Below are 15,569 nucleotides of genomic sequence, written 5' to 3'. Positions count from 1 at the left end.
CTATTCATAATCTATCAACTATCGCAATATACTAGAGCAAGATACCCCGAGTAGTGATAGAACTGCTCGGGGTATCTTTGTGTTTGTATTTTGGAGATCTTATAGCAAGCTTTGCCCTTTTACATAGAACTTTTTCATGTCATCTTTCGGTACCAGTGCTCCCCCCGTCGCCCAAACAATATGTGTGGCTTGAGAAGTATCTAAATTTTTTTCTTTCACATAATCTGAAGCTAGTATTTGTCCTGGTCCAATTAAGCCAGAAGTGGCTGATGGTTCTAAGTGAATCCCTTCACTATCAGCTAACAAGGTTAATAATTTAAATAGCTCATCGTCTTCCATTGTATATATACCGCTGACAAGTTTTTCACTGATAGAAGATGCGAAGCATGAGGGTCTTCCTACAGCCAAGCCATCTCCTTCCGTCAAGTTGTCGATACCGAAATTTTGTACACACACTTTTTCTTTTTCGCCTGTCAACAGCCCCACTAATACGGCGGGAGAATGTGTAGGTTCTACAAAGAAACAATGTACATCATCACCAAATATTTGTTTAAGACCGAACGCTATTCCGCCTGGTGAACCTCCAACACCGCATGGTAAATACACAAATAGAGGATGTTCTGCATCTACCAGCACGTTTTGTTCTTGAAGTTGTTTTTCCAAACGGATGGCAGCAACACTATAGCCGAGAAATAAGTGCTTGGAATCTTCATCATCAACAAAATAGCCATTCGAATTATCTTTTGTTTGCTGTCTTCCTGCAAAGATTGCCTCACCAAAATCTCCTTTAAATTCATGGACTGTTGCCCCATTTGCACGCAATAAATCTTTCTTCCATTGTTTGGCGTCAGAAGACATATATACGGAAACATGAAAACCTAATTTTGCGCCAATAATACCTATACTTAATCCTAGATTTCCTGTAGATCCAACACCAATTGAGTATTGGCTAAAAAACTTTTTGAATTCATCACTGGCAAACACCGTGTAATCGTCATCTTTGTTGACCATTCCCGCTTCCAATGCCAACTTTTCAGCATAGTAAAGTACTTCGTATACTCCGCCACGTGCCTTTATGGAACCTGCAATCGGAAGTTCGTTGTCACATTTTAAAAATAGTTCCCCGTTTATTTTGGAAGCGTATTTCGCATTCAGTTCATTTTTCATTTTTGTGATTTTTCTTAAAGGAGACTCGATGATGCCATTTGTCTGCTTCGTTTCAGGAAAAACTTTTGCCAAATATGGAGCAAACCTTTCCCATAGTTCAGCTGCATCCTCCATGTCTGCTTTCGTAACTGGCAAGGAAGAGATTTCGTTCATTTTTCGCAAATTGGGATTTAACCAAACTACTGGTTCCAATTGAATAATGTTGTCCAAAAGTGGATAATTTTGAATCCATTTATCTAACTCCGATTGTTCAAAAATCATGCTCTTCACCCTTTCTTTTAGAGGTTGCCGTAACCATAAAATAAAACTGTTTCGAAACTTATCTCAATTATTCCCATCATACATGTCATATGACGATTATCTCCACTAATGATAAATAGTATGTGCAAAAAATGATTGTCTTTCCATTTTCACCTGAGGTTCTCTCTACAAGCATTCCATTTAAATGGTCGTTTTTTCTACTTATGATTTATTCGGAATGGGATATTCTAAGGAATGATTCACTAAGGAGGTTTATTTGGTGCGACAAACTTTTGTTTTTACACTATATGCGCTTACATTGTGCTTTCTCTTCTTCTCTGTCGTTGATGCTAAAGAACAGCCACAGAAGAAAGTGGATGTTTTGGATGAGCGGATGTCTTATTATTTACAATTTGAAAACACTTTTGTGCCCTGGTATTATCTAGCCGCCGTGGATCAGTTTGAACGCAACATACAACAAGTTCGCAAAGATATTCCGAAAAAAGAAGGCGCGATTGCCATACAATTCTCAGACGATTATTGGGTTGGCCCCCTCAATCCTGATAAGGAAGACACATCTTACGAATCAATTGCTTTTTTTGGAGGACATGGACTTGATGGAAATGCAGACGGCATGGCAAATCCAGAAGATAATGTGGATGTACTGCTTACGATGTCTTCCTATTTAGCCAGTTACGGACAAACCGAAGACGACTTTAAGTTAGCCATTTGGGAATACTACAAAAGTGAAAAAACCGTCAATCAAATAATGACGATTGCCACTCTATATAAACACTTCAATACACTCGATTTAGGTGAACATGTTTTCCCTATTCCACTTTCCCACAATTACAGTTATAAAGGGACCTGGGGAGCAAATCGGGGATGGGGTGGTCGGCGCATTCATGAGGGCACCGATTTATTTGCCGGTCATGGAGTTCCAGTAAAATCAACCTCATACGGCATTATCGAAGAACTTGGTTGGAATGAATTTGGCGGCTGGCGCGTAGGTATTCGTGATATTCAAAATACCTATCACTATTATGCTCATTTAGCTTATTTCAATGAAGGAATACAAAAAGGCGATATCGTGGAGCTTGGAACAGTCATTGGCTATGTAGGCAGTTCAGGATATGGGAAACAAGGAACTTCCGGTCGATTCCCACCACATCTACATTATGGGATGTATAAATATAATGGGCGGACCGAGTGGGCCTTTGATCCGTATCCTCACTTAAAAATATGGGAACGAGAAGCAAGGGAAGCCAAACGTAAAAAATAAACATGTGACTCCCTCAGTAAAGAACTCTTTTATTGGGGGTGTTGATTTTTATTACATGCTTCTATAAATGCACTAAAAATTTTCCTCGAAGATTCATCTCCACCAAAAAACATATTTTCAGGATGCCACTGGACACCTAGCACGAAAGAATGGACTTCACTTTCAATAGCTTCAATTACCCCGTCACTTGCACTTCCGCTGACTCTTAATGGAAATGGCACATTACGATTTGCTTGATGATGGCGACTATTGACCTTCAAACGTTTTACACCCGTGACTTGGTGCAACAAAGACCCAACTGTTACATCTACAAAATGAGATCCATGTGACTTAGGTGCTCGTTGCTGGTGTTGCAAATAATCTTCCTTTATTTGTGCACCAATATCTTGATACATATCTCCACCAATCGCGATATTTATCGTCTGGGACCCTCGGCAGACACCAAGAATCGGCTTGTTTAATGTTAAAAATTTTCGAATAAGGGCTAATTCAAACTTGTCTCTAGCAGGATCTATTACGCCTAGCTGCGGATGCGGCTCTTCTCCAAAAAGTGTTGGGTCAATATCATAACCTCCCGTAAGATAAAGACCATCTAAAAATTGCGCCATCTCATCTATATCTGACATTTTCTCTAAATGTGGCAGCATTATCGGCATTCCCCCGGCTTGTATTAGGGCATGGGCATTGGCCATGGATACAGAGTATTCGTCCCCATCGTATTCCACAGACGAACTAATTCCAATAATCGGTTTCATGATCTGTCACCTTATTTTCATTCGAAATTTAGTCCATGCTTTTTAAACGGACTATAGTTTTTCATATGCACAAAGAAGGCTTTAAAGACGTGTTATGAAAACAATTCGGCTTGTTTCATAAAAAAAGACATGGAATCGTTACCCATTTTCGGGGAAGATCTTGCAAGCACTCTTTAGATTAGCACTGGAAGAAGTTAAGACAGGAGTCGCTTTTAGTTGGACGAATTGAAGATTTAGTTGGAGTAATTGCAAGTTTCATTGGACAAAATTAAGATTTAGTTGGAGTATTCGCAGGTTTTATTGGAAAAGTGTAATTGGTTCGAAGTTCCCGCAAATACGCGATAAACAGCCTCAATTGATAACTAAGCTAAAATAGCAAAAACCCCAATCATATGATTAGGGTTTTTGCTGTTTACATTGATCGTATTAAAATATCGCGGACACTTTCCCTGTCCAACTCTTTGTATACGCCAACACCTGGTTTAATAAAGGTTTTATCAATAATGGAGTCAATGTCACGTTCGTCGATATCATAGTCGTTCAAGCGATTCGGAGCATCGAGAGAATCCCAGAATGCGCGAAGGGCTTTCGCTCCTTCTTTCGCGACTTCCACGTCTGTTTTTCCTTCGTCAGAAATTCCGAAAACATTCATTGCTAGCATTTTCACACGAGAAGGATCTTCTTCAAGAACATGTTCTAACCAATTAGGGAACAAGATGGCAAGTCCTCCACCGTGGGGAATATCGTACACAGCTGATATAGCATGTTCAATTCGATGAGTCGCCCAGTCACCACCATCTGTTCCATTCGATAATGTTTCATTAAATGCGGTTGTGCTGATATACATCATTGTTTCCCGATGATCATAAGAAGATAAATCTTCGAGCAGTTTAGGACCAGTCTGTATGGCTGTACGTAACAATGATTCGATAAATCCATCAATCATCGGCGTATTTTTCGTGCGATGGAAATAATGTTCAAGAGCATGAGACATACTGTCAACAATGGCATAAACAGTTTGTTTGCGGGACACCGAAAACGTATATGTCGGGTCCAAAATCGAAAATCTCGGGAATACCAGTGGTGATCCCCAACCGAGCTTATCTTTTGTCTCCCAGTTTGAAATAACCGATATTGGATTCATTTCAGAACCAGTTGCTGCTAATGTCAATACCGTACCAAGTGGCAGAGCCGAGTCAATCGGAGCTTTACGAGTGATTAAATCCCAAACGTCTCCGTCATACTTAGCGCCAATTGCAATTGCTTTTGTACAATCAATTACACTTCCGCCACCTACTGCTAAAAGAAAATCAATTCTCTCAGTTTTACATATTTCAACGCCTTTATGAACGGTAGTCAAACGTGGATTTTGTTCGACACCTGGTAGTTCAAATATGGTTGCTCCCGCTTTTTCAAGTTCTTTCATAACATCTTCATAAATACCGTTTTGTTTGATGCTTCCGCCACCGTAAACAACCAGCACTTTCTGCTGACCGACTTCACCAGATAACTGGCTGATTTGTCCTTTTCCGAAAAATAGTTTAGTCGGATTATGTTGTAAAAATATATTCATCTAATGCACCTCATTGTAATTGTTTTACCTTTGATTTAATCGGAACGCTTATATACTCTACCACTTTTCCAGCTTCAACGTTATATGTACATACATAGTCATACAATTAAAGCACATGATAAGAGTATTCTCTGCCTTTTATAAAGATTTGAAAGGATGAAAATCCATGAAGAAGAAAGTGTTTACCGAAGAAGATCGCGACTTGGCAAAAGGTCCTTATATGGACAGTCCTGATGCAGTGAAAACGGATAAAGTCAGCCTATTTGATATGCATGAGGATATGAAGTTGGTTGATGCACAAATTATTGATGAGTTAAACAAACAAGTCATTAATGACCCTGCACGCAAAATAACTTTGGACCCTTCAGCAAATGAAGAGATCCATCCAAATTAAACACATAACCAAACACCTCTATTCCATGCATTCTGTCATGGAATAGAGGTGTTTTAATGATTTGTTGGAGGGATATTTCACAAGGTCTAATTACGGAAGCAACCGTAAAAATGATTCCTGTAAACCAAAACACGGTTCTATAGATTGGCCATTGTTTCTGATATCGACGCTGGGTCAATATCACTGCATATACATATAGAAATACAGCGATAACAAATGGCAGTGCAGTGTAAAAAAGATTCGACCGATTAGTTCGAATTAAGAAATTGACTCATTAAAATTAAACAAATAAAGGTGTGGTGTATTTACCGTAGGACCCTATGTCTATTCTGATAGTGAGCGGCTATAATGAAAGAAAAATAGATAAGGAGATGACGACGTGGAACTAAAGCAAAAACTGCACAAATGGCAAGATGCAGGATTGATCGACGAATCAACGATCGAAAAGATTCTTGCTTTTGAGAGTAAGCAACCTAGACCATTAAAACTTCCACTACTTTTGATTATCGGGCTGATTTTCTTTTCACTTGCCGTGTTTAGTTTCATTGCAGCCAATTGGCAAGAGATGCCTGATGTTTTAAGAATTACACTTGTCCTGTCTGTGATGTGGCTGTTTTACATTATAGGGCATTTTTCTGAAACGAAAAAAATCGGGCATCCCATTTTATTCCGACTGATTGGGCTGGCCATGTTTGCAGCAAGTATCGTTGTAACAGTTCAAACCTTTCATTTTTCCCTTTTTAATTCATTTTTACCCTGGGCCATCTTCATTGCCGCACTCGGGCATTATTGGTACTGGCGTCAATTTCCTTACGCGATTGTCGCATTTATGTTTGGGATTCAAGTGTTATTTACTTCTGGTGAAACGTTGGGGTGGTTCGAATGGGGAGCATTCCTTGCTGTTTCATTAGCGTGGTTTTATTTAAGCAAAACGGGCATCTCGATTTCACTTAGTTGGATTCTACTTTTTGGCGCTGGTTTGTCACTTTGGTCAGTTGTTGAATATGAGAATGTTCTTTGGACTATTTGGACATTATTTGTGGTTGTCGCTATCGCTCTTTGTTTCCCTGAGAAAGAATGGATTGTACGTCCTTTCTATATAATCATCGGAGGACTGCAGCTTCTCGTTTATTTAGCCGTGTTGGGTGAAACCCAACTTTCATTCATCAAGATGAATGTAGTTGAATCAATTGCTCTAGCCATTGCTGGAATAGTCATTCTCGGGTTCTATTATATGCGCTTCAAGAAAATAGCCTGGATTTTTTCACTTGGACTGGTTGGAATTCTGCTTTATGACACATCGGCAATCGGCCTCGCCATTTTAGCCGAAGTCGTTGCACTTACCTACTTAGTGACTGAGCATCGTAAAGACAGATTACTTGCACCCGGCTTTGTATTTTTCATTCTCGTTCAGTTTGTCCTATATTTCATTTATGCTTGGGGGAGAATGGATGTATCTCTATTTTTCCTAATCGGAGCACTTTTACTTTTTGCATTGTCCGGTATCGCCTGGAGAATTAACAAAAAGAAAGCAGGTGTCTCGTCATGAAATCCTTTTTAATTCCAGCCATACAGACACTAATGATTTTCTTAATTGCTTTGAGTTTCTTCGCCACTTCATGGTTCGGAGACGAGTATGTTTTGCGAGCCGAACCATACGACCCGTATGATCCGTTTTACGGCGAGTATGTGCTGCTAAAATATCCTGATTTAAAACCTACCGATTCTGCCTCAGAAGGCGATATTTTTTTCTCTTTAAAAGAAGGCGATGATGGTTATGCCATGATTGATCGTATAGATAGCGAACCTTTTTGGGGAGCTATGAAAGGTACAAATTATGGAGGTCAGATTACGACACCACAGCTAGAACAGTATTATGTGGAACAAGGTACAGGGCCAGGTTTAGAGGAAGCGAAAGATTTGGCACTGACGCTTGATGTTTCTCCATGGGGTGCTATCCGTCCAACATTTTTAGAGAAAAGACAAGAACAGAAATAGAAAAAACGGCAAAAGCTCAATGCTTTTGCCGTTTTTTTACCTCCGATATTCAATTAGCCAACAATCCCGAAACTCACCTTCATGGAGTTCGTTTTTTTGCAAAACTCTAACCTTCTTGAATCCGCATTTTTCATAACAACGTATGGCTCGCTCATTCCATGTCTGTGGGTCCATCACGACGAGATCAGCATGTTTTTGCTCAACTAAGAACTTTACCATGGATTTCACAAGAGCCGTTCCTATTCCTCTATTCCAATATGCTGGGTCCCCTATAAATTGGTCCATTCCGTAAATCTTTGATGCAGCATCAATATATCCATAATGATTTCTCGTCTCTTCATCCAGTTCGTAATACTGAATGTAGCCAATTTCCACTAAATCGAATTCAACCATACATTTCATTTCATTTTCATCGCAGTTATAAAATTTTTCATTTACTTTTTCCAGGTCAAAGGGATTGTCCCTACCTTCATAATATTGAAGGACTTTCGGATCCGAAAGCCATTTTGCCAATATGTAATTATCCTCTTTCCTTAGTTCTCGAACTGTTATGGGTCCATCTTTATATATCAACATTGTTTCCTCCATTACTATCTATCTTCTAATAGAGGTATTCGTTTCTTTTCTTGAAATTCCTTCCAAGGTAATATTTCCAAAAAACTTTTCGACAAATTTCTCACTTTTTCGTTGTTGTGGATAACTTTATACACATTTTCCCGGGTGGTAAGTATACATTTTCATGCTTTATCAACAAGTTAATCACATTTAATCCACCGATAACTGTGGATAAGAGAACGCTTGTTCCGAACAAAACTATCTGATAGATTAATAATACATCAAAGATTTCTACCAATTTTTTAACAACTCTATTAAATTTGCAAATTGGAGGTGAATTCATTTATGAGTAAACTGTCTTCTGAATTATTAATTGAATCATACGTTAAGGCAAAAGAATTAAAGTTATGTCCTGAATTTATCAACTTGTTGGAAACTGAAATTCGCCGACGTTCCCTACACATCTGACACACGCTGTATGTAATCATATACATGTAAATATTCTTTTTTAAAAAGGGATTCACTAGCTAGTTATCTAGCTTTTGGATTCCTTTTCTCATTTTATTAAATCAATTATAGCGTTTGGGTTGAAAGCCTAAAAAGAATCTATTAATCAACATATGATGTGTTAGATGAAGGATGAGCAACCTTTATCTAACAATCTGGTTTGGAAACAATTAAAGATAAGGAGTAAAAGAAAGATGCTAGAAAAAACATTTATTAACAACAGCTTAGCGACATTGCAGATTACTCTCTTTTTACGTGAAGGAGATAATCCAAGTATCCTGGATGAAGCATCGTCATTCAGTTTGAACCCTGGAGAAACAAAAGGTATTACCTATGGGGACGGGGAGGATCAAGAAATCTTTTTGGGCGGTATTCTAGTTGCCGACATTGATGAAAGCGATTCCATCACTATTACTCAACATGTCACGCAGAGGAATAGTGAATTTGATCATGTTCTTAATACGAGTACTACATTGAGTATTAACAAAGTGCAGACTGGCTATGTCATTTCGGGAAACAACATCTTTTTGGACGCTGTAAACGACGCCCAAACATTGGTTGACATGCAGTTTGCAATTGAAGATCCAGGGTTCGGATTGAATCTAACAGCGTATCATGCACTTCCTGAAAATCTGAAGACTGAAGTAGATAATCGTTTATTAAGATCCCGTCCATTTGATGGGTATCCTAACGCCGAGAATTTTCAAAGTTCTCTTGATTTAGCAATTAGCGTATTGCCGGCAGCAACAACACCCGAAATAAAAAAGAAGCGCAAATCATTTTGGAATTTTTTCAAAAAAACGGTAAACAACTGCATCAAAACGTTCTTCCAAAGACAGCTTTAGCCTTCGTTTGGTACTAAACTGAAAATGATATGTGTAAAGAATTCCGGATGCTACATTAGGCCGGAATTTTTTGTTTGAAATGTATACTCCCCCAACATGGTGAATCCAAAATAAAGTCTACTCGCTTGATTTAACCTACGTAAACCGAAGGGATATTCCTATTGCTCAAGTAATCGTCGAACAAAAAAAATTCCAACATCTTTAAAAGATACTGGAATTCTAACAGCCATTATAATAAACGTCGTGAAACTTTTTTACCATCATAGATATAGACAATGGGTTTGTTTTCGACATATGTTTCTAGATAAACTGATCGTCCCCACAACTGATAAATGTATGGCAGGACATGCTCTAAATATGGAGGATCCAATTCTGTCCCTTCATAGCCATGTTTTAAATACAGTTCGCCATTTTTCGAGTAATCACCATCCTCCACCACGATATAAGGAAAGCTTCCATTGACCCTCATCGATATCAGTTGGTCACGCACATGTTCATATTCTTTGTCAGTAATTTGATAGTTTCCATTCTTCTTTTCGAACAAATACAGATCTTCCTGTTTCACCAACTCTTTCGTCAAATAATTCCGGATGAACGAAATGTCCGATTCAATTTCTCTTACTTCAAACATTTTTTCCCTGCCCGAATTTTCTTTGACGCCGAGTTTTTTCATTTTATCTGTGGGGTGATTGTATCGCTTTTCAATATCCTCAAAGATCTTTAATCCAAGATAATATGGATTGATACTTGTTTTAGAAGGCTGGACTACACCTGCATTCAATTTCGCAAATTCGATAGTTTCAGCTGACGTCAGATCCATTTCCCTTAAGATTCGCTGATGCCAATAGCTGGCCCATCCCTCATTCATGATTTTAGTTTCCATCTGCGGCCAGAAATACAGCATTTCTTCCCGCATCATGGTCAAGATATCCCGTTGCCATTCTTCCAACTCACGGCTGTATTCCTGGATAAATAATAGGAGATCTTTTTCAGGTGAAGGCGGGAATTTTTTTCTTTTTTGAATGTTTGCTTGATTATTTCCTGCATTTTTATCTAAGTTCCACAAGTCATCGTAAGGTGTCTTCCGGACGAATTCTTTTTCTTCCTCGGTTTCGTAGTCGAGTAATTTATGTCTGATGATGGAAGGATCCACATGCTCCTGAATGGCCATCGCAGCATCCAAAAAGCGTTCTACTTCAACTTTTCCATAAATCATTTCATAATTGGCTATCCGTTCGGCTGTTGCCGTCATGCTTTCGACCATATCACGCTTTGTATTTGAAAAGCGGACATTATTTTTAAAGAAGTCACAATGGGCAAGAACATGGGCAATAATCAATTTGTTTTGAATGAGACTATTTGTATTGAGCAGAAACGCATAACAAGGATTTGAATTTATGACCAACTCGTAGATCTGGCTTAACCCTAAGTCGTATTGTAGCTTCATTTTATGAAACTGTTTCCCAAAGCTCCAGTGGCTGAATCGAGTGGGCATTCCGTATGCACCAAACGTGTAAATAATATCGGCAGGACATATTTCATAACGCATCGGATACGTATCCAGGCCAAATCCAGCTGCAATTTCCGTAATTTCATCAATTGCTCGATGAAGAGCATCTGTTTCCATTTATCGAATCCCTCCGATGGTTTATTCAATGACAAGTGCCAGGCATGAACCATTTCAAACGGAAGTTATTTCTTTTTGGAAAAAGCTTTTTAGCGCTTTATAAACATCATGTTTTTCGCTCAATATATAATGGCGGAATTTCGGATTTGAAATTTTTTTATAAGTTGACATTAATGTAGAATATCGATTATTTGGATTTACTTCTCCATAGCCAAACATGCTCGAGACTGACATTAGTTCATTAACCAATTTCAAGCATCTTTCATTATCATTTGACATGTTTTCACCGTCTGAAAAATGGAACGGGTAAATATTGAATCGTGAAGGATGATATTTTTGTTCAATAAGTTCCAACGCTTTTTGATAAGCAGATGAACAAATGGTGCCTCCACTTTCACCTTTTGTAAAAAAGTTCTCTTCCGTAACAACTTTTGCTTCTGTATGATGGGCGATAAATTCGATCTCTACGGTTTCGTATTTGGTTCGGAGAAATTTGGTCATCCAGAAAAAAAAGCTACGTGCTACATATTTTTCAAATGGCCCCATGGATGCACTCGTATCCATCATCGCAAGCACAACTGCTTTAGATTCCGGTTTTATTTCTTCATTCCACGTTTTGAATCGTAAATCTTCATTATGAATTGGTGAAATTTCCGCTTTTCCATTCGCTGCGTTGCGTTTAATCGCTGTTAAAATCGTGCGTTTTTTATCGATATTGCCCATGAGCCCTTTTTTACGAATATCATTGAATTCTATTTTCTCTTTGGTAATTTGAGCTTGTTCTTTTTGCTTTAAATTCGGTAACTCAAGTTCATTGAAAAGAGCACTTTCCAGCTCTTCCATGGTAATTTCCACTTCATAGTAATCCTTACCGGCTTGATCCCCTGCTTGTTTCCCTTGCCCTGAAGCTGGTTTTCCTTCCCCAGAACCACGGGCGACGATATCTCCTACCTGGCTATCACCGTTGCCTTGCCCCACATGTTTCGACTTGTCGTAATTGTAGCGAATTTTGTACTCATCCAATGAGCGAATCGGAATTTTTATGACATCCCGCCCGTTCGACATGACGATGCTTTCCTCACTGATTAAGTCCGGCAAATTGTTTTTAATGGCTTCTTTGACTTTATCCATATGACGCTGTTGATCTTGATAGCCTTTTCGATGGAGCGACCAGTCTTCCTGTGAGATGACAAAACGACTATTTGGTTTTTCGTTCAATTCCACCCACACCCATCCAGTATTAAAAGTTTTTAATTTCAGTATCATATGCGTTGGCGAACAAGTTATTGACTTCAGAGGGTAAGAAAAAAACAAGACGAATTCTTCTCATTCGCCTTGTTTTTTCACTTATACATCTCCTTATCGATTCAGCAGGCTTCCCACGTAACGCAGTAATTCATTGGCTGAAATTGAGTTATAGCCATGTTCATCAATCAGTCTGGCAACTACTTCATTTATCTTTTTAAGCTGTGATTCATCAGGAGTTTTAGACGATGTTGTAATTTTCACTACATCTTTTAAATCCGCAAAAAGTTTCTTCTGAATCGCTTCACGTAATCTCTCATGTGAGTTGTATTCAAAGCGTTTACCTTTTCTTGCGTAGGCAGAAAGACGAATGAGAATTTCTTCCCTGAACGCTTTTTTCGCATTTTCGGAGATACCAATTTGTTCTTCAATAGAACGCATCAGTTTTTCATCTGGATTCATTTCTTCTCCGGTCAATGTATCTCTAATTTTATTTTTATTGCAGTAGGCTTCTACATTGTCCAAGTAATTATCCATTAATGTGATGGCTGACTCTTCATAGGAATACACAAAGGCTTTTTGAATTTCTTTCTTGGCGATCTCATCATATTCCCTTCTAGCAATGGAAATATAATTCAAGTATTTCTCACGATCTTCTTGTGTGATGGAAGCATGTTGGTCCAGACCATCTTTCAAAGCACGCAAAACATCCAGCGCGTTAACTGAAGGGACTTCTTTGCGGATAATGGCTGAAGATATGCGGTTAATCACGTAACGAGGATCAATCCCGTTCATGCCCTCATTCGGATATTCCTTCTGCAGTTCCTCCACATCGATTTGATTAAAGCCTTCTACATTTTCCCCGTCATAGAGACGCATTTTCTTCACAAGATCAATGCCTTGTTTTTTAGGTGGTTCCAACCTAGTGAGTACAGAAAAAATGGCGGCAGCGCGCAAAGCCTGAGGAGCAATGTGAATATGAGTCATGTCGCTTTCCCTGATCATTTTTTCATAAATCCGTTCTTCTTGACTCACTTTCAGGTTATACGGAATTGGCATGACAATAATTCGGGAATGCAGTGCTTCATTCTTCTTATTCGAAATAAACGAAGCATACTCGGTTTCATTTGTATGCGCGACGATGAGTTCATCCGCACTGATTAATGCAAACCTTCCTGCCTTGAAGTTTCCTTCCTGGGTTAAAGATAACAACAGCCAAAGGAATTTTTCATCGAGTTTCAACATCTCCTGGAATTCCATCATTCCGCGGTTCGCTTTATTCAGTTCCCCGTCAAATCGATAAGCGCGTGGATCTGATTCCGCCCCGAATTCGGCAATTGTTGAAAAATCAATACTTCCTGTTAAATCTGCAATATCCTGTGATTTTGGATCTGATGGTGTATAAGTCCCAATCCCTACTCGTTTGTCTTCAGAGAAGAAGATTCGCTCCACCATTACATTTTCCAGACGTCCTTTGTAATCTTTCTCCAAACGCATCGTATTCAGAGGAGATAAGCTGCCTTCAATACGGACACCATACTCTTCAAAAAATTCATCACGTAATTCGTGGGGAATGAGGTGAAGTGGATCTTCATGCATCGGACAACCTTTTATCGCGTAAACCGCACCTTCATCGGTTTTTGAATATTTTTCAAAGCCACGTTTCAACAATGTCACAATCGTAGATTTACCGCCACTTACAGGACCCATCAATAATAAAATACGCTTTCGAACATCCAATCTTTTTGCCGCAGGGTGAAAGTACTCTTCCACAAGTCGTTCTATGGATGTTTCAAGTCCGAATATTTCTTCACCAAAAAAATGGTACAGTTTATGTCCATTCTTTTCCGTCAACCCATGGCTATTGATCATATTATAAACACGTGAATGAGCCGATTGGGCAACTTCTGGTCTTTCTTTTACAATGGCCAAGTATTCAGCAAATGTGCCTTCCCACTTCAAGCTGTTTTCTTCTTCTCGGAAGCTCTTCACCTTATTCAGAATATCCATTTTTTCCCTCCAGTCAGGGTTTGATTTATTCATAGTATGAAATGAGACAACTTCTGATAACCGGGACTTTTCACAATTGACTCATTCCGCTTAAAGAACTTTCAAAAAAAAAAAACATTCATGAAGGTACCTTTACTCATCCTTTTCATATTGTGTAAAGCCTTGAAAACACACTCATGATCTTCCTCTCATACATTGGTTAAAAGAATAATTGATTGGAGATGAAAAATTGAAGAAAAATTATTTGCGATGGTCCGAAGTGCCTTACGCAGGTGAAAAGAGATTACCGGTAAATCCTGTTACACCATCTGCAGGATCTTGGTCCTTGAATTATTTAAAAAGAGATAAAGATAAGAACTTCCTAAATCCAAACGGCACCATCATGCATTTCCCAATTAAAAAACCCAGTGCGATTGATTTCGAAAAAGAATTAAAGATTGTTCAACGTACGCTCAGCCATCTGACACACAATCAAGAACAATTGGCCATTTTTTATGGAACTGGTGCCCCTACCAAACAATGGACTCCCATTATTGACCGTCTAGTAGATACCTATGGTGTCAGTCCTGTCTATGCCAGCAGAATAATAGCTGCGGTACAAATGGCTATAAATGACACCATGATTGTCGTCTGGGAATTGAAGTATAAATGGGATGTTGCTAGACCAAATCAATGTGACGAAGAGATGGAGACGATTCTTTGTACGCCGAGATTTCCATCCTATCCTTCTGGCCACGCCAGCATGTCTGGCTGTGCAGAAGTAGTGTTAAGCTATTTCTTCCCAATGGAAGCAAAAAAATTGCGCAAAATCGCTTTCGACGATGCGTACAGCCGTTTATATGCAGGAGTTCATTTTGAAGTCGATAACAGCGAGGGCTTGAATTTAGGGAGATATATTGGAAATATGATAGTGGATCACTTAAAGACACAGAAAAATGAAGATGGCAACTCCATTGATCATCCTTATCGAGAATACCGAAACGCCAATATTTCACCGGATGATTACAAGCAGGTCATTCACTTTGATTTTAAAGATGATTGTACGTCTCGATTAAAAGTCAAAAAATCGAAAGAATCTAAAGAATTAATGGAATCTATAGAATCCATAGATCCATGGATGGAATCATTGGAATCAATAGAAGATCAGAAATCTCATCAAAAACATATCCCTCGCAAGTCACCATGGCATTTTTAGTGAAACGACCATTAATTCATTTTAAATGACTTCTGAGAGCAGCCCTCTATTAAAGTTTGCTCTTGTAAAACAATTACGTTGATTTCCGTTTCAAGCGGACGCTTTCCGCGGGCGGTTCGTGAGCCTCCTCGTCGCTAGCTCCTGCGGGGTCTCACCTGAACACGCTATTCCCGCTG

At 38.9% G+C, this 15,569-nt stretch carries 14 protein-coding genes; 7 read left to right on the top strand and 7 right to left on the bottom strand.

The annotated features are described in order from the left end of the window. Positions 1-99: 99 nt before the first annotated feature. Positions 100-1,428: a D-serine ammonia-lyase gene (locus tag ACQKEV_RS13810; protein WP_427446963.1), complete on the bottom strand. Its 1,329-nt coding sequence runs from the start codon at positions 1,426-1,428 to the stop codon at positions 100-102. A 259-nt stretch (positions 1,429-1,687) separates the two neighbouring features. On the opposite strand from ACQKEV_RS13810, the gene ACQKEV_RS13805 reads away from it, so the two are divergent. Then, complete coding sequence (locus ACQKEV_RS13805; RefSeq protein ID WP_427446962.1) at positions 1,688-2,689, top strand: M23 family metallopeptidase; 1,002 nt, start codon at positions 1,688-1,690, stop codon at positions 2,687-2,689. Between the two features lie 29 nt (positions 2,690-2,718). On the opposite strand, the gene ACQKEV_RS13800 is transcribed toward ACQKEV_RS13805, so the two are convergent. Both ACQKEV_RS13800 and ACQKEV_RS13795 read right to left on the bottom strand, forming a co-directional pair. Further along, a complete protein-coding gene (locus tag ACQKEV_RS13800) occupies positions 2,719-3,444 on the bottom strand; it encodes a gamma-glutamyl-gamma-aminobutyrate hydrolase family protein (protein ID WP_427446960.1) in 726 nt (241 codons plus the stop codon). A gap of 412 nt (positions 3,445-3,856) precedes the next feature. Next, positions 3,857-5,017 (bottom strand): iron-containing alcohol dehydrogenase, encoded by a 1,161-nt coding sequence (locus tag ACQKEV_RS13795; RefSeq protein WP_427446958.1) that lies wholly within the window; start codon positions 5,015-5,017, stop codon positions 3,857-3,859. 166 nt (positions 5,018-5,183) lie between these two features. Between ACQKEV_RS13795 and ACQKEV_RS13790 the strand changes: the two genes are divergently transcribed. The 3 genes from ACQKEV_RS13790 (at position 5,184) to ACQKEV_RS13780 (ending at position 7,409) form a co-directional block, all read left to right on the top strand. Then, positions 5,184-5,411, top strand: a complete 228-nt coding sequence (locus tag ACQKEV_RS13790; RefSeq protein WP_427446956.1) for a hypothetical protein — start codon at positions 5,184-5,186, stop codon at positions 5,409-5,411. Positions 5,412-5,790: 379 nt separating this feature from the next. After that, positions 5,791-6,960 (top strand): DUF2157 domain-containing protein, encoded by a 1,170-nt coding sequence (locus tag ACQKEV_RS13785; protein ID WP_427446955.1) that lies wholly within the window; start codon positions 5,791-5,793, stop codon positions 6,958-6,960. Then, complete coding sequence (locus tag ACQKEV_RS13780) at positions 6,957-7,409, top strand: GDYXXLXY domain-containing protein (RefSeq protein WP_427446954.1); 453 nt, start codon at positions 6,957-6,959, stop codon at positions 7,407-7,409. The genes ACQKEV_RS13785 and ACQKEV_RS13780 overlap by 4 nt, the downstream gene beginning before the upstream one ends. Positions 7,410-7,445: 36 nt before the next feature. On the opposite strand, the gene ACQKEV_RS13775 is transcribed toward ACQKEV_RS13780, so the two are convergent. Beyond that, positions 7,446-7,985 carry a GNAT family N-acetyltransferase gene (locus ACQKEV_RS13775; RefSeq protein ID WP_427446952.1) on the bottom strand — a complete coding sequence of 180 codons (540 nt, stop codon included), beginning with the start codon at positions 7,983-7,985 and terminating at the stop codon, positions 7,446-7,448. A 324-nt stretch (positions 7,986-8,309) separates the two neighbouring features. Between ACQKEV_RS13775 and ACQKEV_RS13770 the strand changes: the two genes are divergently transcribed. Together ACQKEV_RS13770 and ACQKEV_RS13765 are read left to right on the top strand one after the other, a co-directional pair. Then, complete coding sequence (locus tag ACQKEV_RS13770; protein ID WP_427446950.1) at positions 8,310-8,432, top strand: sporulation histidine kinase inhibitor Sda; 123 nt, start codon at positions 8,310-8,312, stop codon at positions 8,430-8,432. A gap of 233 nt (positions 8,433-8,665) precedes the next feature. After that, the gene (locus ACQKEV_RS13765) at positions 8,666-9,316 is read left to right on the top strand and encodes a hypothetical protein (protein ID WP_427446948.1); all 651 of its coding nucleotides are present in this window, start codon (positions 8,666-8,668) and stop codon (positions 9,314-9,316) included. Between the two features lie 229 nt (positions 9,317-9,545). Here the strand turns inward: ACQKEV_RS13765 and ACQKEV_RS13760 are convergent, their stop codons facing one another. The 3 genes from ACQKEV_RS13760 to ACQKEV_RS13750 all read right to left on the bottom strand — a co-directional run bounded on the left by ACQKEV_RS13760 (position 9,546) and on the right by ACQKEV_RS13750 (position 14,198). Next, positions 9,546-10,943 (bottom strand): SpoVR family protein, encoded by a 1,398-nt coding sequence (locus ACQKEV_RS13760; RefSeq protein ID WP_427446946.1) that lies wholly within the window; start codon positions 10,941-10,943, stop codon positions 9,546-9,548. A 54-nt stretch (positions 10,944-10,997) separates the two neighbouring features. Further along, the gene (gene yhbH / locus ACQKEV_RS13755; protein ID WP_427446944.1) at positions 10,998-12,209 is read right to left on the bottom strand and encodes a sporulation protein YhbH; all 1,212 of its coding nucleotides are present in this window, start codon (positions 12,207-12,209) and stop codon (positions 10,998-11,000) included. Between the two features lie 93 nt (positions 12,210-12,302). Further along, a complete protein-coding gene (locus ACQKEV_RS13750) occupies positions 12,303-14,198 on the bottom strand; it encodes a PrkA family serine protein kinase (RefSeq protein WP_427446942.1) in 1,896 nt (631 codons plus the stop codon). 229 nt (positions 14,199-14,427) lie between these two features. On the opposite strand from ACQKEV_RS13750, the gene ACQKEV_RS13745 reads away from it, so the two are divergent. Further along, positions 14,428-15,393, top strand: a complete 966-nt coding sequence (locus ACQKEV_RS13745) for a vanadium-dependent haloperoxidase (protein ID WP_427446940.1) — start codon at positions 14,428-14,430, stop codon at positions 15,391-15,393. Positions 15,394-15,569: the final 176 nt, after the last annotated feature.

Source organism: Paenisporosarcina sp. NPDC076907 (genome assembly GCF_050269735.1).
Classification (GTDB): Bacteria; Bacillota; Bacilli; order Bacillales_A; family Planococcaceae; genus Paenisporosarcina.
The sequence above is the reverse complement of the archived record's forward strand: the minus strand, read 5'-3'. Positions and strand labels throughout refer to the sequence as shown.

What these genes read in the sequence shown, in the direction of transcription:
- ACQKEV_RS13810 (WP_427446963.1), bottom strand. Translation starts at nt 1,428, where the DNA reads ATGATTTTTGAACAATCGGAGTTAGATAAATGGATTCAAAATTATCCA.
- ACQKEV_RS13800 (WP_427446960.1), bottom strand. Translation starts at nt 3,444, where the DNA reads ATGAAACCGATTATTGGAATTAGTTCGTCTGTGGAATACGATGGGGAC.
- ACQKEV_RS13795 (WP_427446958.1), bottom strand. Translation starts at nt 5,017, where the DNA reads ATGAATATATTTTTACAACATAATCCGACTAAACTATTTTTCGGAAAA.
- ACQKEV_RS13790 (WP_427446956.1), top strand. Translation starts at nt 5,184, where the DNA reads ATGAAGAAGAAAGTGTTTACCGAAGAAGATCGCGACTTGGCAAAAGGT.
- ACQKEV_RS13780 (WP_427446954.1), top strand. Translation starts at nt 6,957, where the DNA reads ATGAAATCCTTTTTAATTCCAGCCATACAGACACTAATGATTTTCTTA.
- ACQKEV_RS13775 (WP_427446952.1), bottom strand. Translation starts at nt 7,985, where the DNA reads ATGTTGATATATAAAGATGGACCCATAACAGTTCGAGAACTAAGGAAA.
- ACQKEV_RS13770 (WP_427446950.1), top strand. Translation starts at nt 8,310, where the DNA reads ATGAGTAAACTGTCTTCTGAATTATTAATTGAATCATACGTTAAGGCA.
- ACQKEV_RS13765 (WP_427446948.1), top strand. Translation starts at nt 8,666, where the DNA reads ATGCTAGAAAAAACATTTATTAACAACAGCTTAGCGACATTGCAGATT.
- ACQKEV_RS13760 (WP_427446946.1), bottom strand. Translation starts at nt 10,943, where the DNA reads ATGGAAACAGATGCTCTTCATCGAGCAATTGATGAAATTACGGAAATT.
- yhbH (WP_427446944.1), bottom strand. Translation starts at nt 12,209, where the DNA reads ATGATACTGAAATTAAAAACTTTTAATACTGGATGGGTGTGGGTGGAA.
- ACQKEV_RS13750 (WP_427446942.1), bottom strand. Translation starts at nt 14,198, where the DNA reads ATGGATATTCTGAATAAGGTGAAGAGCTTCCGAGAAGAAGAAAACAGC.